This is a genomic window from Bythopirellula goksoeyrii (assembly GCF_008065115.1).
Classification (GTDB): Bacteria; Planctomycetota; Planctomycetia; order Pirellulales; family Lacipirellulaceae; genus Bythopirellula; species Bythopirellula goksoeyrii.
Window position 1 is genome coordinate 4324646 of the sequence record NZ_CP042913.1, and the last position, 22365, is coordinate 4347010.

21 protein-coding genes and 1 pseudogene are annotated in these 22365 nt (G+C 53.8%); 12 read left to right on the top strand and 10 right to left on the bottom strand.

Features of this window, described 5'->3' with window-relative positions; all coding sequences use genetic code 11:
• Positions 1–68 precede the first annotated feature (68 nt).
• The 7 genes from Pr1d_RS17180 (at position 69) to Pr1d_RS17215 (ending at position 7370) form a co-directional block, all read left to right on the top strand.
• Entirely contained in the window at positions 69–356 is a 288-nt protein-coding gene (locus tag Pr1d_RS17180) for a DUF1580 domain-containing protein (RefSeq protein WP_148074675.1), read from the top strand.
• Between the two features lie 137 nt (positions 357–493).
• Positions 494–1087, top strand: a complete 594-nt coding sequence (locus Pr1d_RS17185; protein WP_148074676.1) for a hypothetical protein — start codon at positions 494–496, stop codon at positions 1085–1087.
• On the top strand, positions 1087–2877 hold the full coding sequence (locus Pr1d_RS17190; protein WP_148074677.1) for a DNA polymerase: 1791 nt from the start codon (positions 1087–1089) through the stop codon (positions 2875–2877). Before Pr1d_RS17185 ends, Pr1d_RS17190 begins: the two co-directional genes overlap by 1 nt.
• Positions 2878–3351: 474 nt before the next feature.
• The gene (locus tag Pr1d_RS17200) at positions 3352–4638 is read left to right on the top strand and encodes a DNA modification methylase (RefSeq protein ID WP_148074679.1); all 1287 of its coding nucleotides are present in this window, start codon (positions 3352–3354) and stop codon (positions 4636–4638) included.
• Between the two features lie 64 nt (positions 4639–4702).
• Positions 4703–5326, top strand: a complete 624-nt coding sequence (locus tag Pr1d_RS17205) for a terminase gpP N-terminus-related DNA-binding protein (protein ID WP_148074680.1) — start codon at positions 4703–4705, stop codon at positions 5324–5326.
• The gene (gene terL, locus Pr1d_RS17210; RefSeq protein WP_168205307.1) at positions 5217–6623 is read left to right on the top strand and encodes a phage terminase large subunit; all 1407 of its coding nucleotides are present in this window, start codon (positions 5217–5219) and stop codon (positions 6621–6623) included. The genes Pr1d_RS17205 and terL overlap by 110 nt, the downstream gene beginning before the upstream one ends.
• A gap of 78 nt (positions 6624–6701) precedes the next feature.
• Positions 6702–7370, top strand: coding sequence for a tyrosine-type recombinase/integrase (locus Pr1d_RS17215; RefSeq protein ID WP_148074682.1), 669 nt, complete (start codon positions 6702–6704; stop codon positions 7368–7370).
• Between the two features lie 197 nt (positions 7371–7567).
• On the opposite strand, the gene Pr1d_RS17220 is transcribed toward Pr1d_RS17215, so the two are convergent.
• From Pr1d_RS17220 to Pr1d_RS17255, 8 genes are all read right to left on the bottom strand, one after another.
• A complete protein-coding gene (locus Pr1d_RS17220) occupies positions 7568–7918 on the bottom strand; it encodes a hypothetical protein (RefSeq protein ID WP_148074683.1) in 351 nt (116 codons plus the stop codon).
• A gap of 31 nt (positions 7919–7949) precedes the next feature.
• Positions 7950–10691: a cation-transporting P-type ATPase gene (locus tag Pr1d_RS26330; protein WP_148074684.1), complete on the bottom strand. Its 2742-nt coding sequence runs from the start codon at positions 10689–10691 to the stop codon at positions 7950–7952.
• A 70-nt stretch (positions 10692–10761) separates the two neighbouring features.
• Positions 10762–11691: a universal stress protein gene (locus Pr1d_RS17230; protein WP_148074685.1), complete on the bottom strand. Its 930-nt coding sequence runs from the start codon at positions 11689–11691 to the stop codon at positions 10762–10764.
• 122 nt (positions 11692–11813) lie between these two features.
• Complete coding sequence (locus Pr1d_RS17235) at positions 11814–12782, bottom strand: universal stress protein (RefSeq protein WP_315853139.1); 969 nt, start codon at positions 12780–12782, stop codon at positions 11814–11816.
• Positions 12783–12801: 19 nt separating this feature from the next.
• Positions 12802–13728, bottom strand: a complete 927-nt coding sequence (locus tag Pr1d_RS17240; protein WP_146451993.1) for a universal stress protein — start codon at positions 13726–13728, stop codon at positions 12802–12804.
• A 95-nt stretch (positions 13729–13823) separates the two neighbouring features.
• Positions 13824–14066 carry a carbon storage regulator CsrA gene (gene csrA / locus Pr1d_RS17245; RefSeq protein ID WP_146451992.1) on the bottom strand — a complete coding sequence of 81 codons (243 nt, stop codon included), beginning with the start codon at positions 14064–14066 and terminating at the stop codon, positions 13824–13826.
• Positions 14067–14084: 18 nt separating this feature from the next.
• Positions 14085–14456 carry an HPF/RaiA family ribosome-associated protein gene (locus Pr1d_RS17250; RefSeq protein ID WP_148074687.1) on the bottom strand — a complete coding sequence of 124 codons (372 nt, stop codon included), beginning with the start codon at positions 14454–14456 and terminating at the stop codon, positions 14085–14087.
• Between the two features lie 169 nt (positions 14457–14625).
• Positions 14626–14982: a hypothetical protein gene (locus Pr1d_RS17255; protein WP_146451990.1), complete on the bottom strand. Its 357-nt coding sequence runs from the start codon at positions 14980–14982 to the stop codon at positions 14626–14628.
• 126 nt (positions 14983–15108) lie between these two features.
• Between Pr1d_RS17255 and nhaR the strand changes: the two genes are divergently transcribed.
• The gene (nhaR, locus tag Pr1d_RS17260; RefSeq protein WP_148074688.1) at positions 15109–16032 is read left to right on the top strand and encodes a transcriptional activator NhaR; all 924 of its coding nucleotides are present in this window, start codon (positions 15109–15111) and stop codon (positions 16030–16032) included.
• Positions 16033–16965: 933 nt separating this feature from the next.
• Here nhaR and Pr1d_RS17265 read toward each other — a convergent pair.
• The gene (locus tag Pr1d_RS17265) at positions 16966–17316 is read right to left on the bottom strand and encodes an ArsR/SmtB family transcription factor (RefSeq protein ID WP_148074689.1); all 351 of its coding nucleotides are present in this window, start codon (positions 17314–17316) and stop codon (positions 16966–16968) included.
• Between the two features lie 241 nt (positions 17317–17557).
• On the opposite strand from Pr1d_RS17265, the gene Pr1d_RS17270 reads away from it, so the two are divergent.
• The 3 genes and pseudogenes from Pr1d_RS17270 to Pr1d_RS26340 form a co-directional block, all read left to right on the top strand.
• A complete protein-coding gene (locus Pr1d_RS17270; RefSeq protein WP_148074690.1) occupies positions 17558–19498 on the top strand; it encodes a DUF4914 family protein in 1941 nt (646 codons plus the stop codon).
• Between the two features lie 87 nt (positions 19499–19585).
• On the top strand, positions 19586–20641 hold the full coding sequence (locus tag Pr1d_RS17275; protein WP_315853072.1) for a 2-hydroxyacid dehydrogenase: 1056 nt from the start codon (positions 19586–19588) through the stop codon (positions 20639–20641).
• Between the two features lie 6 nt (positions 20642–20647).
• Positions 20648–20785 (top strand): annotated as a pseudogene (locus Pr1d_RS26340) (transposase); the annotation flags it as partial.
• 95 nt (positions 20786–20880) lie between these two features.
• On the opposite strand, the gene Pr1d_RS17285 reads toward Pr1d_RS26340, so the two are convergent.
• Entirely contained in the window at positions 20881–21771 is an 891-nt protein-coding gene (locus Pr1d_RS17285) for a LysR family transcriptional regulator (RefSeq protein WP_148074691.1), read from the bottom strand.
• Positions 21772–21901: 130 nt separating this feature from the next.
• Here Pr1d_RS17285 and Pr1d_RS17290 point away from each other — a divergent pair, with 130 nt between their 5' ends.
• Complete coding sequence (locus Pr1d_RS17290) at positions 21902–22300, top strand: hypothetical protein (RefSeq protein WP_148074692.1); 399 nt, start codon at positions 21902–21904, stop codon at positions 22298–22300.
• Positions 22301–22365 lie beyond the last annotated feature (65 nt).

The window sequence follows — 22365 nt, forward strand, 5'->3', positions numbered from 1 at the left end:
ACTTCCGCGACTATTGCTATCTTCTGCAAGTGACATCTTAAACAGTCACTTTACTGCAGAGGATAGAAATGGTTGCGAAACATGAGAAGCTCTTGGCTGGTCCGATCGCCGTCGAGAAAGTCACCGGCGAACGGCCCCACTACTCCACTTATTTCCGCTGGACCCACTATGGCATCCGGCTTCCCAATGGCAAACGAATTCGACTCGAGTTCGTGAAAGCGGGTTCTAAGCGGCTCACCTCGGTGAGTGCCGTTCGGCGGTTCTTCAATGCCACGACCGCGGCTGTCGGCGAGTCCCAGATCCTGCTGGAGAATGTCGACGAAGATCTTGCCAAGGAGGGCTTTGATCTGAAGTAGTCCAATTTGCCTTTCAGAGGAAGGGGGCAGCACAAGCGCTAACTAAGAAGACGAACTATCTGGCCTACCTATCAAAAACAATAAGACTGGCACCGAGCAGGGCGCCAGTCTTATCCAACCAAAGAAAGTTGTTTCCTATGTCAAATTCTAATTCAAAACCGAAGTCCGAACAATCCGTCCTGGACCCATTCGATCCAGCCACTTTAAGGCTATCGCAAGATTATGCATCTACGATTGGAGTGAAGAAAGTCCTCACCAACATTTCTTGCCGGAAGCCCAACCGCCAAGAGTTTGTGCGTGTTCGAGCTGGGGAAGATTGGCGAGTAGATACTGCTACCTTCGAGGACAACATCGGGCGAGAGACCTATCTGGTCGCCCATGACCTGATCCCGGAATTGGCCCAAGAGGTAAAGCCAGTCTGTCTCCGCCTGGCAATCAACAAGCAGGGAGATGTTTTCTTGTGGCCGGTCAAGTTACCAGGTGCAGACGGTCGCACCAACTTGTGGCACCAATCCGCAGTCGATGCCTCGCACCTCGCAGAGAAACGATGGCTCCGAATTACCGCGAACATGGCCGCAGGGATGTACGACGTGTTCGAGGCCACGGGCGACTTGAAGGAACCGACCTGGCCGGAAATTACATTCCGCGATGTCCTGGCATTGACGTTCAAGAATCGCCGCATCGATTCCTACGAGCACCCCATCTTAAAGTCTTTACGGGGAGAGCTCTGATGCTCGATACCTTCCGCGAAGTCTGGTTGTGCGATTTTGAATTCCAAGCCGATCCTGGGGAACGTCCCAAGGTGCATTGCCTGGTGGCGCATGAATTGTTGTCGGGGAAGCGGCTCCGCTTATGGGTGGATGAGCTGGGCCGCAACCCCCCATTTTCTACCGGGTCGGATGTATTGTTCGTCGCCTACTTTGCTTCCGCAGAGTTGGGCTGCTATTTGTCTCTGGGCTGGGAGATGCCTCAGAGACTTTTGGATCTCTTCGTTGAATTTCGTTGTCTCACCAATGGCCTACCGCTTCCAAGTGGAAATGGTTTGATAGGCGCCCTAGTCCACTTCGGTTTGGACAGTATCGCAGCCGCCACCAAGACGGAGATGCGAGACTTAGCTATCCGTGGTGGGCCATTTTCTGACATTGAGAAGTTGGCGCTCCTGGACTACTGCGAGACAGACGTTGTGGCCTTGGCTCAGTTGATACGGGTCATGGCCGACAAGATCGACTGGCCCCGCGCAGTGTTGCGTGGTCGCTACATGGCCGCCGTTGCCAAGATGGAGCACACCGGGACACCCATCGACACCGACATTCTAGGTCGCCTTCGCTCGAATTGGGGCAAGATTAAGAGTGAGTTGATCAGCCGAGTGGATTCCAAATTTGGGGTCTTCGAGGGCCAAACATTCAAGCGGGACTTGTTCGCCAAGTGGTTGGCTGAAAATAAAATCCCCTGGCCTCGCCTCCCTTCGGGCCAACTTGCTTTGGACAGCGACACTTTCCGCAGCATGTCCAAGATGTACCCTCAAGTAGCCCCCCTGCATGAGCTACGGCACACCCTTGGAGAGTTACGACTTGAATCACTCTCAGTTGGCGCTGACGGCAGGAATCGAACACTGCTGTCTCCTTTTAGTAGTCGGACAGGTCGCAACCAACCCAGCAATTCCAAATTTATCTTTGGCCCCTCCTGTTGGATGCGTGGTCTTATCAAGCCAACCTGGGGGAGAGCTGTTGCCTATGTCGATTGGTCTCAACAAGAGTTTGCCATTGCCGCAAAGTTGTCTGGTGATCTCGCCATGATGGAAGCGTACAGCTCTGGCGATCCCTACCTGGCCTTCGCAAAGCAGGCGGGAGCTGTGCCTTCCGATGCCTCAAAACAATCACACCCTCACCAGCGGGAGCAATTCAAGGTGTGCTCTCTCGCTGTGCAATACGGCATGGGGGAGGACTCACTGGCCGCGAAGTTGGGCAAGCCGTCCGTATATGGTCGTGAACTACTTCGCGCCCATAAGGAAACCTATCCCGATTTTTGGTCCTGGTCACAATCCGCAGTTGACCAAGCCATGCTGAACAATCGAGTCTGGACAGTGTTCGGGTGGGAGTTGCATATCGGTGCTGGTGAAACGAACCCGCGTAGCCTGGCTAACTTCCCCGTCCAAGCTAATGGGGCTGAGATGTTGCGCCTGGCCTGCTGCCTCGCCACGGAGATAGGCATTCGAGTTTGTGCTCCCGTTCATGATGCTTTGCTGGTGGAGGGAGCTGCTGACGAAATTCGCGACGTGGTTGTCGCCACACAAGATGCCATGAGGGAGGCAGGGAGGATCGTCCTCAGTGGGTTTGAGCTGCGAACCGATGCAGAGATTGTCGCTTGGCCGAATCGGTACATGGACCCCCGAGGACGCGCCCTATGGGATGAGCTGACGGGCATTTTGGAGGACGAGACCCTGGCCGTGCCGCGCAGGGTACCCCCTGCGCGCCTACCAGGGTGCCCCCTGCGCACCGACCACCCCGTGCAGTCTTATTAATAGTCTTATTAAAAGTCTTATTTATATATATAGGAGATACCTACCTTGGACGTTAATCGTTTCCGTCTTCAACTTGGAGACTTAGAGAAGATCAAACCGAAGAAAGCTCCCCGATCCACCAAGGGGAAGTTTCTCAAGGGGCCTGTACCGCTCTCCTGGTTAAAAGTTGCGGGCAACCTACCAGGTAAAACCTTGCATGTGTCCGTCTGCCTCTGGCACGCGTACGGAATTGAAAAACAGGACCGCTTTAAGTTCTCCTCGAAGTGGCACCGTTGGTTAGGTATCTCTCCCCGTGCATTGCGCGAATCCCTTCGCAGGTTAAGGGAAGCTGGCCTAATTCGTGTTGAGCGATACCCTGGCCGTGCTCCTGTTGTGACGATTCTCAGCGCAGGCGACGAAAAACAATGATTGGGTTGAACTTCCCTGAATAGAAGCTTCAGAGGTTGTTCGTATGAATATAGAGAAAGTTGAGTCATGAAGATACAGATGTGCAAGCTGGCCGACATCCGGCCTTACCACCGCAACCCCCGAGTCAACGACGAAGCTGTCGAGGCCGTTGCCAAGAGCCTCCGCGAGTTTGGCTTCCGCCAGCCTATTGTGGTGGACAGCGACAATGTGATCGTCGTGGGTCACACGCGCTGGAAGGCTGCAAAATTACTCGACCTGAATGAAGTCCCCGTGCATGTTGCTGCTGATCTCACAACTGAGCAAGCCCGAGCCTACAGGATTGCAGACAACCAGACGGCCACCATCGCTGACTGGGATCTAGACTTGTTGCCGACGGAATTACTCGAATTGCAGCAAGCCGACTTCGATCTCGACGTGTTGGGTTTCTCCCAAGACGAACTCACCAAGTTCATGGGTGACGAAGCGGCCGACGGACTTACCGACCCGGATGAGATCCCAGCACCCCCTGATGAAGCGATCACTCAGCCCGGGGACCTGTGGGTCTTGGGGGAGCACCGTCTCTTATGTGGCGACAGTAGTCTTCACCGAGCCGTCGACCGATTGCTCGATGGTGCCACGATTCAACTTGCAAATTGTGATCCGCCGTACAACGTGAAGGTGGAACCCAGGAGTAACAACGCCATCGCCGCCGGCAACTCCAGCCACCATCAAAAATTTGACCTGGCCCGGCACCCCGAGAAATCTATACCCACACAGAAAAAAATGCGAGCCAAGGACCGGCCGTTGATTAATGATTTCGTCAGTGATGTGGAGTTCGACATCTTGCTCGAAGCTTGGTTCGGCAACATCGCAAGAGTTCTGGAACCTGGTCGTGGTTTCTACATCTGGGGAGGTTATGCCAACTGCGGCAATTACCCCCCGGTCCTTGAGGCGACGGGACTCTACTTCAGTCAAGCGATCATCTGGGACAAACAGCATCCGGTCTTAACCAGAAAAGACTTCATGGGTGCTCACGAATGGTGTTTCTATGGTTGGCGTGAAGGAGCAGCCCATCAATACTTCGGACCCCACAATGCAACCGACCTCTGGCACGTAAAGAAGATCAATCCCAACGCGATGGTGCATTTAACCGAGAAACCTGTCGAGCTAGCCGTCCGTGCGATCCAGTATTCCAGTCGTCCTGGTGAAAACGTTCTCGATCTATTTGGTGGCAGTGGCTCAACCTTGATTGCCTGCGAACAAACAGGTCGCAAGGCCTATCTCATGGAACTCGACCCTCCGTACTGTGATGTAATTGTGCAGCGGTGGGAGCAGTTCACGGGGAAGAAGGCGGAGCGGGTGCCCGCGGAGTGAAACGTGTCCGACCTAGCTTTACCACATTACCGTCCACCGCGAACGATACCTGAAAGACTTATACATGCCAGCCGGCCTCAGTAAATACCTACGTATCAACATTCGCCGTCAGAGAGTGGCGGATCTGTATTTGCAGGGCTGGACCCAGCAGCAGATCGCGGTAGAAGTCGGGGTCCGCCAACCCACAGTTTCTACGGACTTGAAGCGTATTCAAATGCAATGGCGTGAGTCCGCCGTCCGCGACTTCGACCTGGCCCGCGAGGTCGAGATCCAGAAGATTGATCGCGTCGAACGCGAGTCCTGGGCGGCGTGGGAGCGTTCTAAGAAACCCTCCCAGACTGCGATCACCACGGACGAGACCCACCAACGCAAGACCCGTCGTCATGTGAAAAACCAGAACGGGGATCCACGCTACCTGGAACAAGTCAACAAGTGCATTGCCAGTCGTCGGGCCCTGTTGGGCCTCGACGCTCCCTCACGGATGGAGATTGAAACTGATGGAACCAATCCTGAGCAGAGAAGAGATCGCGTCGTTACCATCCTTGCTGCCCTACGCGACCGAAGAGGAACTCCAGATAATGGAGAACTATCTGGCGACAGTGAGCCCCGGCTCCTTTGCACAGATAGTCAGCCAGGGACGGTGGAAGCCGGCCAAGCACCTCGCCTACCTGGACCAGGCGATAGTTGATGCGATTGATCAGGCTGCCGAAGAAAAACTTGATGGCCTCGTCGTCTCGATGCCACCCCAGCATGGCAAGAGTATGCTCTGCAGCCACTACCTCCCTGCCTGGTACCTGGGGAAGTTCCCTGATCGGCGTGTCATTCTCACGAGCTACGAAGCCGACTTCGCGGCCAGCTGGGGACGAAAGGCTCGAGATCTCTTGGAGCTTCATGGCAGCCTGTTTGGCGTGCGAGTCAATCGTCGTTCCAGTGCCGCCAATCGCTGGGACCTCGAAGGTCGTGAAGGGGGCATGACGGCCGCCGGCGTAGGAGGACCCATCACCGGCAAAGGGGCCCATCTACTCATTGTCGATGATCCGATCAAGAACGACGAAGAGGCCCGCAGTTCCACCTTCCGGGAGAAACAGTGGCAGTGGTGGCAATCGGTGGCGACCACGCGGTTACGACCTGGCGCCCTGATGGTCGTCATTCAAACCCGTTGGCATCGTGACGATCTTACCGGCAGGATTCTCCACCAGGCCCGGGAGACGGGTGACCGCTGGAAGGTAGTAAAGTTCCCTGCCCTGGCCGAGGAACACGACATCCTCGGTAGAGCCCCCGGCGAAGCCCTCTGGCCCGAGGTGTTTACCCAGGAACGACTCGAGCAGGTGAAGGCGACCCATACCAATTACTACTGGTCATCGTTGTACCAGCAGAATCCCCAGGCCGAAGGAAGTGCCGAGTGGCCTGATGACTTCTTTAGCGCAGAAATCTGGTTCAACGAATGGCCAGCCACCTGGGACTGCAAAGTGGTGGCATTGGATCCCAGCAAAGGGGTCGAGTCCAAGTTCGGAGATTACTCTGCCTTCGTCATGCTGATGGTCAGCGACGGGGTTCTTTACGTGGATGCCGATCTGGCGGTACGTAATACCACGATCATTACTGAGACGGCGGTGGAGATTCAGTTGGCCTTCCGTCCCGATTGGTTCGGCGTAGAAGTGAACCAGTTTCAGGAACTCCTGGCCAGCGATTTACTGCGAAGAGGCCAGGAGCGAGGGATCATGATGCCCATCTATACGATCAACAACCAGGTCAACAAGCTGGTCCGGATTAGGCGTTTGACTCCGTATCTCAGCCGTCGCCAGATCCGTTTCAAAGGGGGTTCGGCCGGTGCCAAGTTGCTAGTGGAACAGTTGCGGGATTTTCCGAATGGAGCCCACGACGACGGCCCGGATGCCTTAGAGATGGCGTTGCGATTAGCTCGCCAATTGTTCCATGAAATCTCCTACCCCGAGCCCGAGTATGTGCGGATCGTGGCGGTCTAAATCTACCAAACTGGACCCAACATGCGTGAAATGGGTCCACATTCGCTTGCTTTTGAGCACCACCGGAGGTAGTCAGTTATGACCACTACCCCAATTGACGGTAATGTTGAGCAAATGATGGCAAACTATGCTAGCCGAGCAGCTGACGCGACAAAGATACTCATGAAGCGGGAGATCGCCACCGTGTTGGCCGAATTACGCCGTAAGGCGGCACGCTCCAAGAGTACTCGTATGAATCTCGTCATCTTCCGACTCGCCGCCTGTGGCGGCCTGCGGGCCTCTGAGATAGCCCAGTTGCAGCTGGGGGATGTGCGGTTGGAATTGCCCAGGCCCCACTTGCGGATTCGGGCCAGTGCGTCGAAGGGGGGGCGACCGCGGATGGTTCCGTTGTGGTGGGATCGGGGCACGTTTGATGATCTCGTGGCTTGGCGGGATGACCGGTTGGCAAGGGGTGCGAAGAAAGCTGATCCGTTCGTCTGTTCTTGGCGAACCGACCGGGAGAAAATGGTGTTCTCGCGACACACGCTTCGCAAACGGTTCCGCACCGCCTGCAAAGTACTCGGTCCGGAGCGGCTCAAGACACTCACCATCCACCATGGCCGCCACACGTTTATTAGCCATGCCTTGGCTGGGGGACGGACGTTGGCTGAGGTTCGCGATGCAGCCGGGCACTCGAATGTGAGTATCACGAGTATCTACTTGCACGTAGCGGTGGAGGAGGAGGGGCTGGGGAGTTTGTTTGGGTGAGGAGAATCGCCAGATTGTTCTGGAGTAATCCAGGCTGTGGTTCATGACGAGATACGCTCACCTAGCCACCGTGCTGTATCTAACAGCGGTCGTTTTCACCTCAGCGATTTAGCCCGAAAGCAAACAGCTGGCGGTTGATGCAACCTCGCCCATTTTGCAGGTCGCCAAACTGATGGAGGTCGTGACCCCGACTGAAGTTAACGGGCTGCCATTCGTGACCAATGACGGTTAGACATGGGCGCGCAAGCTAGAAAGTAGGGGTACCCAGTGAATCTCCGCTCCGTAAGCACTTTCGTGGATGCTCGCAACCCGCCCTGTTTGAGCGGCGCGACAAACTCTCGCAGCTTTGATTCACACACTTTCTTTGCCAATTTCTGCAAGTCGAGCGGTGTCCTGCCTAAAAGCACGTGCTGCCACTGCTCCGGCATCTCCTTGATTACTTGGACCACCGTCAACCGAGCGCGATTGTTCTTCGATAAGGTGGCCACCCGCTCGAGCGTTACCCGGTCACAATCGTAAAGTAACAAAATATTCTTGAATCGTTGCATTCTATTTCTCCAGCGAGGTCCAGGCGACAGGTCAGGGATTATCAGCGAGTCGCACGTTTCGGTGCGGAGTCCATAGCCGACGAAACCATTTCTCCGTTCCGATAATCACATAGGCGGCGACGCCTGTAAGCAAGATGCGCCACCAGGCGTCCCACCCAATCGGAGCACTATGAAACATATGATTCATAAACGGAACGTAGGTAAAGGCAAGTTGTAGTGCGACCATGCTGGTGACGCCGATCGCGATCCAACGGTTAGAAAAAAGCCCCAGTGCAAACATCGACTTGGTTAGCGATCGGCAGTTGAAGAGATAAAAAAGCTCCACCATGACAAACACATTGACGGCGACCGTTCGGGCCGCCGCGTCGCTGAAGCCTTGTCCAAGAGCCCATTCAAATGAGCCGAAGGCCCCAATCAGGAGGATCAGACCGACGATGCAGATTCGCACGATCAGCATACCATCAAGGATCGGTGTCTTCGGATCTCGCGGCGGGCGGCGCATAATGTCCAGCTCTTTCGGCTCGAATGCCAGCATCAAGCCCAGCAGAACCGCCGTCGTCATATTGATCCACAGAATCTGCACGGGCAACAACGGTAGGGTCACGCCGGCGAAAACGGCCGCGAGGATCACCAGCCCTTCTCCCAAATTCGTAGGCAGTGTCCAGACGATGAACTTCGTCAGGTTGTCGAACACGCCGCGCCCTTCTTCGACCGCGGCCTCGATCGTGGCGAAGTTGTCATCGGTGAGGATCATGTCGGCGGATTCTTTAGCAACCTCCGTGCCCCCGACACCCATCGCCACGCCGATATCGGCCTGCTTTAGGGCTGGTGCATCATTCACGCCGTCGCCGGTCATGGCGACTACATGTCCGTTGGCTTGCAACGCCCTGACTATCCTGAGTTTCTGTTCTGGCGTGGCACGTGCAAACACCGCGACACGGTCAGCGATGTCGATCAACTCCTGATCACTTTTCTCCGCCAGGTCGTGGCTGGTCATCACCAGAGGGGACCGTGCTGCGTCTGATGCCGCTCCATCCAAACCAAGCTTTTTGGCGATAGAGCGAGCGGTTACTGGATGGTCACCCGTGATCATCTTGACGCGGATACCTGCATTGTGACAGGCGCGCACCGCCTGGATTGCTTCCGGACGCGGTGGATCAATCATGCCTTGCAAACCCAGGAACGTGAGATTAGCGATGTCGCTATGTCCGATCGCAGTTGCTTCGGCAGGCATTTCTCCCTTCGCAAATGCCAGCACTCGCAGTCCCTCCGAGGCCATCTCTTCGAGGTCTGCATGAATAGCGGCTGCATCAAGCGCAACCGTGTGGCCACGAGGATCGAGCGCTGACTTGCATTTGGACAAGATAACCTCAACCGCTCCCTTTACGTAAACCAGTCGCGAAGAACCCGCTCCGCGATTGTGCAATGTCGCCATATATTGATGTTGGGATTCGAAAGGAATCGAATCGAGCCGCGGCCATTGCTGAGCGACTTGCCGTTCGTCGAGTCCAGTCTTCAGTGCGGACACGAGAAGCGCGCCCTCCGTGGGATCGCCATTGACGCTCCACCGGCCCTCCTTCTGCACAAGCGTCGAATCATTGCAGAGCAAGCCGGCCTGTAAGCATTCTTTAACAGAGGCATTATCGGCCGCATCACCTGCATCGGCGTTTGCCTTAATATGGCCGTCGGGATCGTAGCCGCTTCCGGTAACTTGGTACCGTCGTCCGGCGGAATAAATCTCTCGCACGGTCATCTGATTGACGGTCAACGTGCCTGTCTTGTCCGAACAAATCGTCGTTGTGCTGCCGAGTGTTTCGACGGCCGGCAACTTGCGGATGATCGCACGCCGTCGCGCCATTCGACCCACACCGATAGCCAAGGTAATTGTGACCGCAGCCGGTAAACCTTCCGGAATCGCGCCCACGGCAAACGCCACCGCCGCCATGAACATATCGAATGCCGATTCCCCTCGCAGGACCCCGACGCCAAACGTGATTCCCGCCAATACCAAGATCACGATGAGCAACAGGTGACTGAAGCGGGCGATCTTGCGAGTCAGTGGCGTCTGCATGATGTCGGCGGTCGAAACCATTTCACTGATTCGGCCCACTTCGGTTTTCCCGCCGGTGGCAAAAACGACGCCTCGCCCTTGCCCGAAAGTGACCAGTGTTGAGGAATACACGAGGTTGCACCTTTCCGCCAATGGAGTCACTGCTGGCAGGGGCTCTGGATTCTTCTGAACTGGAACCGATTCGCCGGTCAGAGTCGATTCGTCAACCTGAAGGTCGCGACAGCGAAACAGGCGAAGATCGGCCGGAATCTTATCGCCCGATTGCAGTACCACAATATCGCCAGGAACTAACTCTACGGAAGGAATCTTGTGTACCTCGCCACTTCGCAAGACGCTTGCCTCGGTGACCGTCATTTTCGCCAGGGCTTCCAATGCTTTAGCTGCCTTAGATTCCTGTAGAAAACCGATAATGGCGTTGACCAGAACGACGGCGAAGATCACCCCCGCATCGATCCATTCATGCAGCGCGGCAGTAATTCCTCCCGCCGCGACCAAAATGTAGATCAAGGGTTGATGGAACTGCAGCAGAAACGTGAGCAGAGGGCCACGACCGCGACGCACTGGTATTGCGTTGGGTCCAAACCGCTCCTGCCGAGCTTGGATCTCGAACAGTTCCAGCCCAGTTTTCGAATCGCTGTCCAGCAGCTTTACCACTTCATCTGCTGGTAGTTGGTGTAGATGTGTTTCTAAGGGAATCTCCATTTATCATGCCTGTCGCTTGTATTCAACCTGAAGTCATCACGGTGCCCTTGGTGGTGTATCCTGGGGTATACTAATCCACTGCGATCGGACACTTGAAATCATGCGGTTTCACAGCTAACACCGAACAGGGGATCTGAGGAAGCAATCGCTCCGCCGTATTGCCAGTGATAATTCCATCGATTCCACCCCGTGCCACAGTTGCCATCACCAGCAGCCCTACGTGATTCTCAGCAATCTCCCTTATGATGGCTGAATCTGCAGCATCAACGACAATCTCGATTCTCGCTGGACACCGCAGCCCGGAGGTATTAACCCGTGCAAGCTGTGCTTCCAGTTGCTTCGCTGCCTCGGCACGTGCTCGTGTACGAATTTCGAACGAGTCCCACGAAGGTCTTCCCATGCCAAGCTCAAGCACATGCAACACGTGCAACTGCGTTCCTCGTAATTCCGCCATCGATATGCCCAACTCCAAAGCGAGACCTGAGACTGGCGACAAGTCATCTGCGACAAGAATCGACGTTGCTTCCTGCTCAGCTCGCGGCTTACTAACCCAGACAGCACAGGGACATTTGCGAAGCAACTTCATACCGGTGCTGCCGAATAGTGCGTTTGCCGTAATTCCTCGTTGCCGCGTGCCAACGATCACTATGTCGCGCTCATGTTTCACAACTTGTCGAATCAGTTCGACCCAGCTCTTTCCTACTGTCAGTACGTAACTCGCTTTAATCCCTTCTCGCTTCGCCCGCTGTACAAGTGTGTTCAAGCGCTCTTCATACTCTCCGCTCAGCGACGACTCGACATCCCCACGTTCTTCGGCAACGAATCGTAGGTAATGAGGAATTTCAAGAGCAGTAAAGAATACCAACTGTGCGTTATTGTGCTTGGCGAGCCACAACCCATTTTCTATTGCGGTACTGGTTGCACTAGACATCTCATTGGCAACGATCTGCTCCTTATCTGCTAAATCGACTCCCACCAGTATGTTTTTGAATCGTTTCATGGTTAGACCTCCTTCATACGCATTATTTCGCTACGGGTAACGATCAATTGTGACTCGTAGCTGCTTCGGAGCCAAAGAAAAAATATGCAACCTACTGACTTATTAGGGGTTGAGTCACCTCGTTAATCATCGACACGAATAGGGCTAACAAAAGTGGAAGGCTTCAATGCTAGTACTGAACAATGGATACAGTTCAGAATCTGCTCAGCAGTATTACCCATTATTACGCCCGCAATACCAGAACTCGCAACCGTGCCCATCACAACGAGATCGACTTCTTGGTTGTGGACAAACTCTGAGATTACAGTAGAAGTTTCGCCCTTGAGTATATGGACGTTGCTGGCTCGGGCTGTGCTACCGTGCCGCTGCAGAAACTTGTCGAGCAACCTCTTGGCCTGGTCGCTGCTGTTTTGTGTCAGTTCATTGAAGTTCTCGAGCAGCATTCGCTTCATGAGGATTCGCTCTCCGTAGATCGACCATGCGTGAACGATCGAAAAACGTCCATCGCAATACTTACTAATCGAAGATGCTAACTCAAAGATAGCGTTATTTAGTTCGATGTCTTGCTGGTCTCTCAGTGAAGTATTAACGCACCCTACGACGTGCTTGAAATTCAGTGACGAGTCAGGATCTGCAAGCAATACAGCACTCGGACATTTCCGCAAAAGACGCATTGCCATACTACCAAAAAACCCCTCGCGTACGCTCTCGCTACCCTTGGCTACAGCAATAACGAGGTCGTATTTCGAGCGTATCACCTCGCGAATCACTTGGACCGATGCTTTGCCGAGCAATACTTCGGATTCAACGTTGAGCCCCAGTTTTCGCATTGATGCAGCCAATTCTGCCAATTCTTGCCGTTTCTCTTCGATAAATCCCTCTCGGATCTGCTCATGTCCCTTAAGCGTCAAGCGAACTGTCCAGGGAAACTCTTCCGCAACATCTACGATCTTAAGTGAAGCATCATTGTGTCTGGCGATTTCCGCAGCCTTCACAACAAGAGGATGGCCTGCATGTCTCCTGTCTGCCACGACTAAAATCTTCCTAAATCTTTTCACGGTGACATCCCTTCTTCCCTCAGCAGCAAACACTTCGCAAGTCGACTTGACGTCAAAGCGTGACGGGCGAAACAAAATCTGATGGCTTTACAGCAAGAACCGAACAAGGAATGCTTGGCAATAGATTCTCGGCGGTATTACCTGTGATGAAACCGGCAATTCCTACACGGGCTATTGTTCCCATGGCCAGCAATTCGATGCCGAACTTTTCGATGTGTGCCAAGATGGCAAGATCAGGCGAACCAATCACTAAATGAACCTGTGGAACTTGAGTTAGTTCATAATTCTTCAATTGTTCCTCGATATGACCTTGAGCCCGAGATCGGTACAACAGCATATTATCTGCTGATACACGCTGCTGAAATGCACTTTCCAGTTGAGGACTTTCGAGTGAATGAAGAACGTGTAACTGAGCACTATGGAGCTGTGCCATCGAGCATCCCAGTTCCATCGCGAGATCACCAACTGGACTCAGATCATGGGCTACCAGAATCGACTTGATCTTATTACTGCCCCGAGGCTGTGTGATCCACACAGGGCATGGACACTTCCTGAGCAACTTGATTCCCGTACTCCCCATCAGCACACTCCGGATCGCACTGAGATGTCGTGTGCCAACCACAACAAGATCATGTTCCTCGCGGAGTACTTGCCTAATTATTTCCAGCCAACTCTTGCCGAATCTGACATCCGTGTCGGCTTGGATGCCTTCCGACGCAGCCCTTGCGGCCAGCACATTTAGTGCATCACGGGCTTCTTTGAGGACAGAATCGTCTTCATCACTTTGTTCTTCGATCAAATTCTGAGCTGGATAAGAGATGTCTAGTGCAAAAAAGAAGGTTACCTTGGCGGAATTCACTTTCGCCAGCCAGAGCGCACGTTCCACTGCCTCCACAGTAGGGGGAGGAAGCACATCTGACACGAGTCGATCTCCCTGGGACAGGTCGATACCCACTAAGATGTTCTTGAACCGTTTCATGGCTTCCTCCTTTACTAATATTATTCGAGAGATCCCCCTGTAATGGCTAGTCTATGCAACATGTCGAAGAGTGGGTTGTTAATAATTAGACCTACTCATTCGTTATATTTTCTCTGTTCGCAATTCTGCTCGGCCCCCATTTTGATAGCAGGCGGAGGCTCAGCTGGTTCATTAGCTATCAATCGTATGTGTTGAGCTATTTCTTCACGATGCACAGCGATATGTTTCGGAGCTCGAATTCCTAGTCGAACTCTATCCCCTTGAATAGCAAGTACTTTCAGAACAATATCGTCGCGGACACAAATCGCTTCGCCTACCTTCCGGCTCAAAACAAGCATGACCACTCCTTTCACTTTTCAATCTGTGGGGATGACATCGTCGTATTGTTCGGTCGGTTTTTGAGAATGCTTGCACTGTCGTTGCGCAGATCGCCACAGTTCCAGCTTGCGCTGCACTATGCGACCGGCTCGATTCGCAGCTAACGAAACTGCCCCCTCGACATCGGCATGCGTCGCATCAACGCGCAATTCGTCCTTACGGTCAAGTTTAATGCTAATCTGACATCGTTTGTCGATGCCACCACGATCACCGTTGATATCTTCAACGACGACCGACACGCTCGTGACTCGCGGACTAAACCGACTTAGCGCAAAGTAGATACGGCGCTCTATCAGGCTTTGCAGGTTCCCGGATCTATCAATGCCCTTAAATCGGGTGCTCAAACGCATGATCGCTTTCTCTCTTATGTTTCTTGTTTCAAGACGTTGGGCTCTAGGCTAGAACCAATCAGCTCGGCGCCACCCTTCGTCTAGAAAAGTGCTATTGCGTTTCCACTCCGACGAGCCTACTAGCCTTGCTCGCTGTCGTTGCAGCTGCAAACGCTTGGCCCCCTTCAGATCAATCACGCACGATACGCGGGCCATGGTTTTTCCCTTTCACGGAAGCAAAGTCCATCGTGCCACCGGTTGAGAATTCGTTCAACTTGTTTGCAGCGCGCTCTACAGCCAACGATACGGTTTCAGATGTTGAGTCCCCTACGGACTCCACTAAGAAGCTCCCAATCTTCTTCATGCGTACCGATAGCCGACAGAGTTGTCGTAAAACACTGGAATCGCCTCCGGCAGTCCCTATACGCACCGTAACTTCGTCGATTTCAGAATTGAATCGGTTCAAGGAACGACAGATGCTGTCTTGGACATCTTTACGCGTTGCGTTGTCGAGCGACATCGATTGGCTCAGGACGGTGACTTTCATGGTCATAACTCCTTTGGTGGTAGGTTCACACTTCTGTCTAATTAAGTTATACGGTCGAAGAATCTGTTTAGACAGAAAGATTATCCTCCATTGAAGGTTAGATAATATCTACGTATCCTGAGAAGCATGGAATGGCTCAATTACCACCACCTGTATTACTTCTGGCTGGTTGCCCGCGATGGTAGTATTGCCAAGGCCGCTGAACAGTTAAAATTGGCTCATCCCACGATCAGCAAACAACTGCGTCAGCTCGAAGCATCCTTTGAAGAAAAGCTATTTGACCAAGTGGGTCGAAATTTAGTACTCACAGAATTTGGCCAAACGGTATTTCGCTATGCAGAAGAGATTTTCACCATCGGACGCGAGCTGCAAGATGCCGTACATGGCAGGCCTATTGGTCGACCACTAAAATTCGAAGTCGGTATACCTGACGTGATACCCAAGCTGATCGCTTACCTGCTGCTTATGCCGGCATTCCGCGTGGATGAGGACATTCATGTTGTCTGCCACGAGGGCAAGCATGAAGAATTGCTCGCAGAGCTCGCGTTGCATCGGCTTGATATGGTCTTGTCAGACGCTCCTATTGGTCCGACGGATAACGTGCGTGCATTCAGTCACCTCCTTGGTGAGTGCGGATCGTCGTTTTTCGGCACTTCGGCACTCACTTCGAAATATCGACGTAAGTTTCCAACATCGTTAGAGGGAGCGCCTCTGTTATTACCCACAGTCAAGACAGCGGTTCGCCGTGCTCTTGAGCAGTGGTTTTATTCGGAGGAGATCCGACCCAGCATTGTCGGCGAATTTGATGATACGGCACTGATGAAAGTTTTCGGCCAGGACGGCGTCGGGTTATTTCCTGCACCAACCGTGATCGAAAAAGAGGTGTGCCGTCAGTACAACGTACAGGTGGTTGGCCGTACCGAGGCCGTGCGCGAGCGATACTACGCGATTTCCGTGGAACGCCGGTTAAAGCACCCGGCCGTCGTCGCCATCTGTGAGTCCGCTCGTCAGAAACTATTCGAATATCGCAAAGGTGTTTCCAGCTCATAAGATGAATCTACGTGTAAGTCTCAATTGGCAATTCCCACTTGCATGTTTCTGAATTGGAGTCTTGCTCATGACAAAATGCGCTCGGCTCGCCCATGTTCGTCTCCGCGCACTCGTGGTTTCGACCAGGGCCAGTATATTTCATTATCTAAAGCGCGGAGGTATTGACTGGTTTCCAACGAAATGCAGAGTAAAAACGAGCGGCGGTACACGATAAACGCGTATCACTACTCCCTCTAAGTTGAGCTCCTCCGTGTGCTAATCACCGATAAGCATTTTTACGAGGCGGTGAACGAGCTACTCCGCGGCATGCACCACATAAAGTTGAGCGTTATGAAACTCCTCCCTTGAACAGCCTAGTCCATCGCCAGATGACCAACCGGCCGCAAGTCATGCGCTACTAGTATCGAATTAAACTCCTGTTATGCAGAGGGTTGAGTTACCCAAAAAGCGCGGGGGCATTTTCGCAAGAGTTTTGATGCCCGTGTTGCCCAGGAAGGCCGCCTGAACGGCGCCAAGTGACGAGTACCCACAAGCAACAGGCCATGTTCTTTGCCAAGGAGCTGACGAATCAACTCCAGCCAACACGTACCAACAATCACGTGGCTGACCGCCGCTATACCTAAGTTTGCGAGCGTTCTCTTCGAGAACAACTAGGTGGTCGTTGGCTTCACTCAGGGCGGTATTATTATCAGTACTTCTTTCCGCGATGAGTTCCTGAGCTTTTGCCGACAGGTCCAACGAGAAGACGAAGTCAATGGATGCGGACTTCAGCTGTGCCAGCCACAAAGCTTGGCGTAAGGCTTCCGCGTGTGGCGGTGAGAGTTCGTTCGACAGGAAGTGGTCACGCCAGGACAAGTCGACTCCAACCTTGATCTCTTGAACTGTTTCATGGCATGCTCCTCCGGTGTGTCGTTACGGAATATTGGTCGAAATTCAATCTGACCATTTGGATATTGCCTTCCTGATTGCTTTGCGAAGTTCGCCGTCTCGCTGATTCATGGGCGGCAAGAAGTCCATTCCTTCCACTAGCCAATCCGCAAGCTCTACCGTCCGAAGTCGGTAAAACACTCTTCGCCCTTCGCGACGCTCGGAGACAACGCGATGTGCCCGCAAGACCATGAGGTGCTGTGACACGCTGGACTGAGTCAGTCCCGTGGCTTCTTTAAGCGAAGCCACGTCCTGTTCGTCGTTGCGCAACTCCTCCAGGATCTGAATACGCCGCGGGTGCGCTAGGGCTCGCAGGAACTCTGCGAGTTCAGTCGCTGCAAGCAGGCGGTAAGGCATCGCATGGTCTCTTGACAGATTGGGCGATTGAGGTAAACTCTCTCAAGGATATATTACCATATTCAAATGTTTGAATGCAATGACGGGCCAGCGGTTCCGCCCTGAACTTTGGTCTTTCTCGCACCGTATCCTGTTTGCCTGCGTCCCCAGTTGCAGGGGTAACCGCTGGCGACGTTTGCTCCATCTAGCATCGAACGCGATCATAATTTCAAGTGAATTCGAACTTAGCCGAGGAACAGAGATGCCCCTTGCGAATTTTCCCGAGCTGACGCTGTCGCACAGCGCGATGTCCGTTTTCGAAGCGGCCGAATCGTCAGGCCGTCTCCACCTAGCCGGCAGCGTGGATGATTTAGTGCGGCTGTCGATTCCCGATCCCTTGCTCGGCTTGGGGGAGGCAAACAGCAAAGGGTTCTATACCGTCGGCTACGATGTCCCAGGCAAGGGCTTCGTGCCCGAGGTCGAAGTCTGCCAAGCAAGGAACGGCATCGCCGCCAATTACGTTGAACCGTACATGCGGCGCCGCGACCCGGATTGCATGGTAGTCGGCGACGGTGTACACACCGACAAGCCGACGTTCGACGAACGATTTGGCCAGCCATTTGGCGAACTACGCAGCGAAACCATCGAGTGGCTCAAGACGCAGCCCATTGCGGCCTTTTTCTTCCGAACCGGCGAGCCCAAGCGGCCGCTGAACGCCGTGGCGATCGCTCCGGCAAATGCCGGCTTCTTCGCTTTGGGTTTGGCGATGCTGCAGGGCATTATCCCACTTGAGGAAATCCGGGCCGCTGGGGCCGATTACCACCATGGCGCCGTGGTGTACGTGGTGCCGTCGTTTCGGCATACCCACTTCCGCGGCAAGCAAGTGGTGGTGCACAACCGCCGATTCGAAGATGACTTCAATTTGCACGAACTGTTTTCGTATAACCTGTACCCAGGGCCGTCCGCCAAGAAGGGCGTCTACGGCATGCTCCTGACGCTAGGAGAACGGGCAGACGAGCCATGGACTACGGCCCACTGTTCGACGGTCGAAGTGGTCACGCCATACGAAAACACCATCACCATCATGCATGAAGGAGCGTCTGGCGGCGGCAAGAGCGAAATGCTCGAACAGATGCATCGCGAAGCGGATGGCACCTTGCTGCTTGGCGAGAACCTTGTAAACGGCGACATCCGCAAATTGACGCTCGCCCGCGGCTGCGACCTGCACCCCGTAACCGACGACATGGCGCTATGCCATCCGGAACTCGAGTCAGCATACAAAACCGACGGGAAGCTAACGCTCACCGACGCCGAGTCGGCGTGGTTCATCCGGGTGAACCACATCGGGAAATACGGCGTCGACCCCCACCTCGAAAGCATCACCATCGATCCGCCAGGGCCACTGCTGTTCTTGAATATCGACGCGAAGCCAGGCGCGACGGCCTTGATCTGGCAACACACGATGGACGCGCCCGACACTCCGTGTCCCAACCCCCGGGTCGTGATGCCGCGAAGCTACCTCCCCAACGTAGTGAATCACCCGGTGACTGTAGACATCCGCAGCTTCGGCGTGCGTTGCCCCCCATGCACCTCAGAGCATCCTACCTACGGCATCATGGGCTTGTTCCACGTCCTGCCACCCACGCTCGCTTGGCTGTGGCGGCTGGTGGCGCCGCGGGGGCATGGAAACCCTTCAATCGTTGACCAGGGCGGCATGCAAAGCGAGGGCGTCGGGTCGTTCTGGCCCTTCGCTACCGGTCGACGGGTCGATCAAGCGAATATCTTGCTCGACCAAGTCATGGAGAGCCACGAAACGCTGTTTGTGCTGATCCCGAATCAACACATTGGTGCGTGGCGTGTTGGCTTCGCCCCGCAATGGATCGCCCGCGAATACCTGGCACGACGTGGCGCCGCGCCGTTCCGCCAAGGCGATCTTATTCCGTCCCGTTGCCCGCTGTTGGGGTACAACAAACATACCTTGATGGTCGAAGGGCAGACGATTGGTACTTGGTTCTTGGATGTCTCGCAACAACCAGAAGTCGGGCCTGAGGCGTACGACATGGGGGCGACAATGTTGACCGAGTTCTTTCACCGGCAGCTACAACAATTCCTGGTGGAAGACCTCCAGCCATTTGGTAGGCGTGTCATTGAGGCCTGCCTGGACGGAGCAGCAGTGGAAGATTACGAGGCAATCGTGACTTAGCGGTTTGGCCCACACGCGATCTGAGATCTCTGGTTCAATCGCGCGGTACTGATGTCTGCGGATTCGCCCGAATGGTGATCGCGAGTGATGATGCGTTTGATTTGCCATACACGGCATGATCGAACCGAGCAATTGGAGTTCACCGTGCAGGTTACTGTCTTCAGTTCCAAATCTTACGATCGTCGGTTTTTGGAGCAGGCCAACCTTCAGCATGGGCACGACCTTCGGTTTCTGGAGGCCCGACTCGGCCCGGAATCTGCAGCACTTGCGATTGGCAGCCCGGCTATCTGCGTGTTTGTCAATGATAAGCTCAATGCGGAAACAATCGAGATCCTGGCCAACGGCGGAACGCGTCTCATAACCCTGCGCTGCGCCGGGTTTAATAACGTCGACGTCGAAGCTGCCAAGCGTCGCGGCATTGCCGTGACGCGTGTTCCGGAGTACTCGCCGTACGCTGTCGCCGAACATTCAGTAGCGATACTCCTAACCATCAATCGACGCATTCATCGTGCGTATAATCGCGTCCGTGAAGGAAACTTCTCGATCGAGGGGCTATTGGGATTCGACCTGCACGGTAAGACGATTGGGGTGGTTGGCACGGGACGCATCGGCGTCTGCGTATGTCGAATCCTTGCGGGATTCGGTTGTCGATTGCTGGCAAGCGACATTCATTGCAACGCAGAGTGCGTAAAGATGGGTGTGCAATACGTCGACCTCGACAAGCTCATTGCTGAAACCGATGTTATCACGCTCCACTGTCCTCTCACGCCTGACACCCTACATATGATTGGAACACTCGCCATTGAGCGGATGAAGCCCGGGGTCGTATTGATCAACACGAGCCGTGGAGGCTTGGTAGACGCCAACGCTGCTGTTGCTGGACTCAAGTCCGGAAAAATCGGCGCCATAGCGTTGGATGTCTACGAGGAAGAGGAAGGCGTTTTCTTCGAGGATCTCTCCGGTAATGTACTTCAAGATGACACGTTGGCCCGTCTACTGACGTTTCCCAATGTAATTATCACAAGCCACCAGGCGTTCTTCACCCAAGAAGCGATGCACAACATCGCGTCGACCACCATGGAAAACGTCACTCTGTTTGCCGGTGGCAATCTAGATCGTGTTAACGTCGTCGTGTCACCTTGAGGCAATCTGGCTAGGGTTGCGAAGTGGACCGACATCATCACGCTGTTCGACTTCCCACCTTCGATTCGCAGGGACATTTATACCACCAACACGATCGAGTCGGTTAACAGTGTGATTCGCAAGTTCACTTCATCACGTCGATCTATCCTGCAAATACTATTCTCTTGGGCGGCACGTCTTTTTGAACAGCACTAATTCTGGAAGATAACTAGTCCAATTGGGGATCGAGTGTCGCTGCTCTAAATCGACCTTGCGTGCTCAAGAATTTCTACTACGGCCGGGTGTTTCAACTTCTTTTCAACGGTTACAGCATAGGATTGCTCTTTGATGCCTGCTGCAATTCCTACCTCACGCAGGCCGTAGATTGCTTTCACTTCCTCTAGGATGCTAGTCGGAATAGCAAACAAACCCACGCCATGACGACCTGCGATTTTCAGCATCGCGCTATCGGCGAATTCGCCTTTGACTGCCGGTGCTAGGTCGAGGTCTCTGAACCATTGATCCATGAGTCGTCTAAGTACGCAGTTGGCTGTCGGCAGCAGAAAAGGCGCTCCATCCAGGGATGCGGGAAAACCCTTTCGATATTTTCTTGCCAGGGCCTTGCTCCCGATTATTACGACATCAGATTCGCTTAGGCGATGAGAGTATGCTTGCACTTTATAGAGCGGGTCGAGCGCGGTATCTGTTAAGATTAAGTCAAGTTTGTGAACGGCGAGATCAGCCACGAGGTGAGACATGTCTCCTTCCTGGCAAACTAATTTTACTGGATACTCGGATTCGAGCGCGGGGAGAAGTAGCTGAAATGCCATCAGCTTTGGCATCACGTCGCGGACGCCAACCCGCAACTCCAGAGGTCTCCCCACCGGCTGTCCTTTGACCATTTCCACCAACTCGCGCCCAGTGGCGAAGATTTCATTGGCGTAGGTGGAAACATGTTCCCCCATTTTGGTAAGCGCAATTCCGCGTCCCTGCTTCTTGAGCAGTTTGACTCCCAGCGATTGTTCGAGCTGCTTGACCTGCACACTCACGCTAGCCGGAGTCACGTGCAGCACCTCGCTGGCTCGCTGCACGCTCCCCTCACGAGCAACTGCCCAGAAGTTCAGCAATTGGTTGTAATTGAGCCAGTCCATAAGCGGCACTCACAGTTAAATATTTCTAAGGTGTCCGGGCAAACAAATTAAGCATACCTAATGCTCGCAGTCGCGTATAGTTTTGTGTGTCGACTCACGTGACCCACTAACTTCAAGAAGGAGAGCTACGATGAGATTGGATATTCGATTTAGCGGAACGAAGCACAATGATTGCTGGGATGAAAAACTTGAAACCGTCTTGCTCGAATCACTGGAGCCATTTCAGCACTGGGTGAGACACGTTTGCCTGTACATCGAAGATGTAAATGGGCCGAAAGGTGGGATTGATAAACAATGCCGCTGCGTGGTGCATCTAAAGCGAATGCCGCCAGTGGTAATTCAAGCTGAGGGTGACAACCTAGCGGCGTTAACCTACCGCATTGCTAACCGGACCTCGCACACACTCAATCAGAAAACGAATCGCAAAAAGATGCGAAAAACAGTGAAGAGGTGGACAGAGTTTGAGTTGGCTGCTGATACTCGTCTTGAAGCCGACGCCATTGAGCAAGTTTCGGAGTATGCTGCCTAGTACTCGTACGGATTTGGTTCAAATTCCACAGCGAACCCGTCGCTGAAAATGCAATCCTGAAGCTT

What these genes read in the sequence shown, in the direction of transcription:
- Pr1d_RS17255 (WP_146451990.1), bottom strand. Translation starts at nt 14,982, where the DNA reads ATGAAAGTCACCGTCCTGAGCCAATCGATGTCGCTCGACAACGCAACG.
- Pr1d_RS17285 (WP_148074691.1), bottom strand. Translation starts at nt 21,771, where the DNA reads ATGGACTGGCTCAATTACAACCAATTGCTGAACTTCTGGGCAGTTGCT.
- Pr1d_RS17180 (WP_148074675.1), top strand. Translation starts at nt 69, where the DNA reads ATGGTTGCGAAACATGAGAAGCTCTTGGCTGGTCCGATCGCCGTCGAG.
- nhaR (WP_148074688.1), top strand. Translation starts at nt 15,109, where the DNA reads ATGGAATGGCTCAATTACCACCACCTGTATTACTTCTGGCTGGTTGCC.
- Pr1d_RS26330 (WP_148074684.1), bottom strand. Translation starts at nt 10,691, where the DNA reads ATGGAGATTCCCTTAGAAACACATCTACACCAACTACCAGCAGATGAA.
- Pr1d_RS17215 (WP_148074682.1), top strand. Translation starts at nt 6,702, where the DNA reads ATGACCACTACCCCAATTGACGGTAATGTTGAGCAAATGATGGCAAAC.
- Pr1d_RS17290 (WP_148074692.1), top strand. Translation starts at nt 21,902, where the DNA reads ATGAGATTGGATATTCGATTTAGCGGAACGAAGCACAATGATTGCTGG.
- Pr1d_RS17250 (WP_148074687.1), bottom strand. Translation starts at nt 14,456, where the DNA reads ATGCGTTTGAGCACCCGATTTAAGGGCATTGATAGATCCGGGAACCTG.
- Pr1d_RS17185 (WP_148074676.1), top strand. Translation starts at nt 494, where the DNA reads ATGTCAAATTCTAATTCAAAACCGAAGTCCGAACAATCCGTCCTGGAC.
- Pr1d_RS17230 (WP_148074685.1), bottom strand. Translation starts at nt 11,691, where the DNA reads ATGAAACGATTCAAAAACATACTGGTGGGAGTCGATTTAGCAGATAAG.
- Pr1d_RS17275 (WP_315853072.1), top strand. Translation starts at nt 19,586, where the DNA reads ATGATGCGTTTGATTTGCCATACACGGCATGATCGAACCGAGCAATTG.
- Pr1d_RS17205 (WP_148074680.1), top strand. Translation starts at nt 4,703, where the DNA reads ATGCCAGCCGGCCTCAGTAAATACCTACGTATCAACATTCGCCGTCAG.
- Pr1d_RS17190 (WP_148074677.1), top strand. Translation starts at nt 1,087, where the DNA reads ATGCTCGATACCTTCCGCGAAGTCTGGTTGTGCGATTTTGAATTCCAA.
- Pr1d_RS17240 (WP_146451993.1), bottom strand. Translation starts at nt 13,728, where the DNA reads ATGAAACGGTTCAAGAACATCTTAGTGGGTATCGACCTGTCCCAGGGA.
- Pr1d_RS17200 (WP_148074679.1), top strand. Translation starts at nt 3,352, where the DNA reads ATGAAGATACAGATGTGCAAGCTGGCCGACATCCGGCCTTACCACCGC.
- Pr1d_RS17270 (WP_148074690.1), top strand. Translation starts at nt 17,558, where the DNA reads ATGCCCCTTGCGAATTTTCCCGAGCTGACGCTGTCGCACAGCGCGATG.
- terL (WP_168205307.1), top strand. Translation starts at nt 5,217, where the DNA reads ATGGAGAACTATCTGGCGACAGTGAGCCCCGGCTCCTTTGCACAGATA.
- Pr1d_RS17265 (WP_148074689.1), bottom strand. Translation starts at nt 17,316, where the DNA reads ATGCCTTACCGCCTGCTTGCAGCGACTGAACTCGCAGAGTTCCTGCGA.
- Pr1d_RS17220 (WP_148074683.1), bottom strand. Translation starts at nt 7,918, where the DNA reads ATGCAACGATTCAAGAATATTTTGTTACTTTACGATTGTGACCGGGTA.
- csrA (WP_146451992.1), bottom strand. Translation starts at nt 14,066, where the DNA reads ATGCTTGTTTTGAGCCGGAAGGTAGGCGAAGCGATTTGTGTCCGCGAC.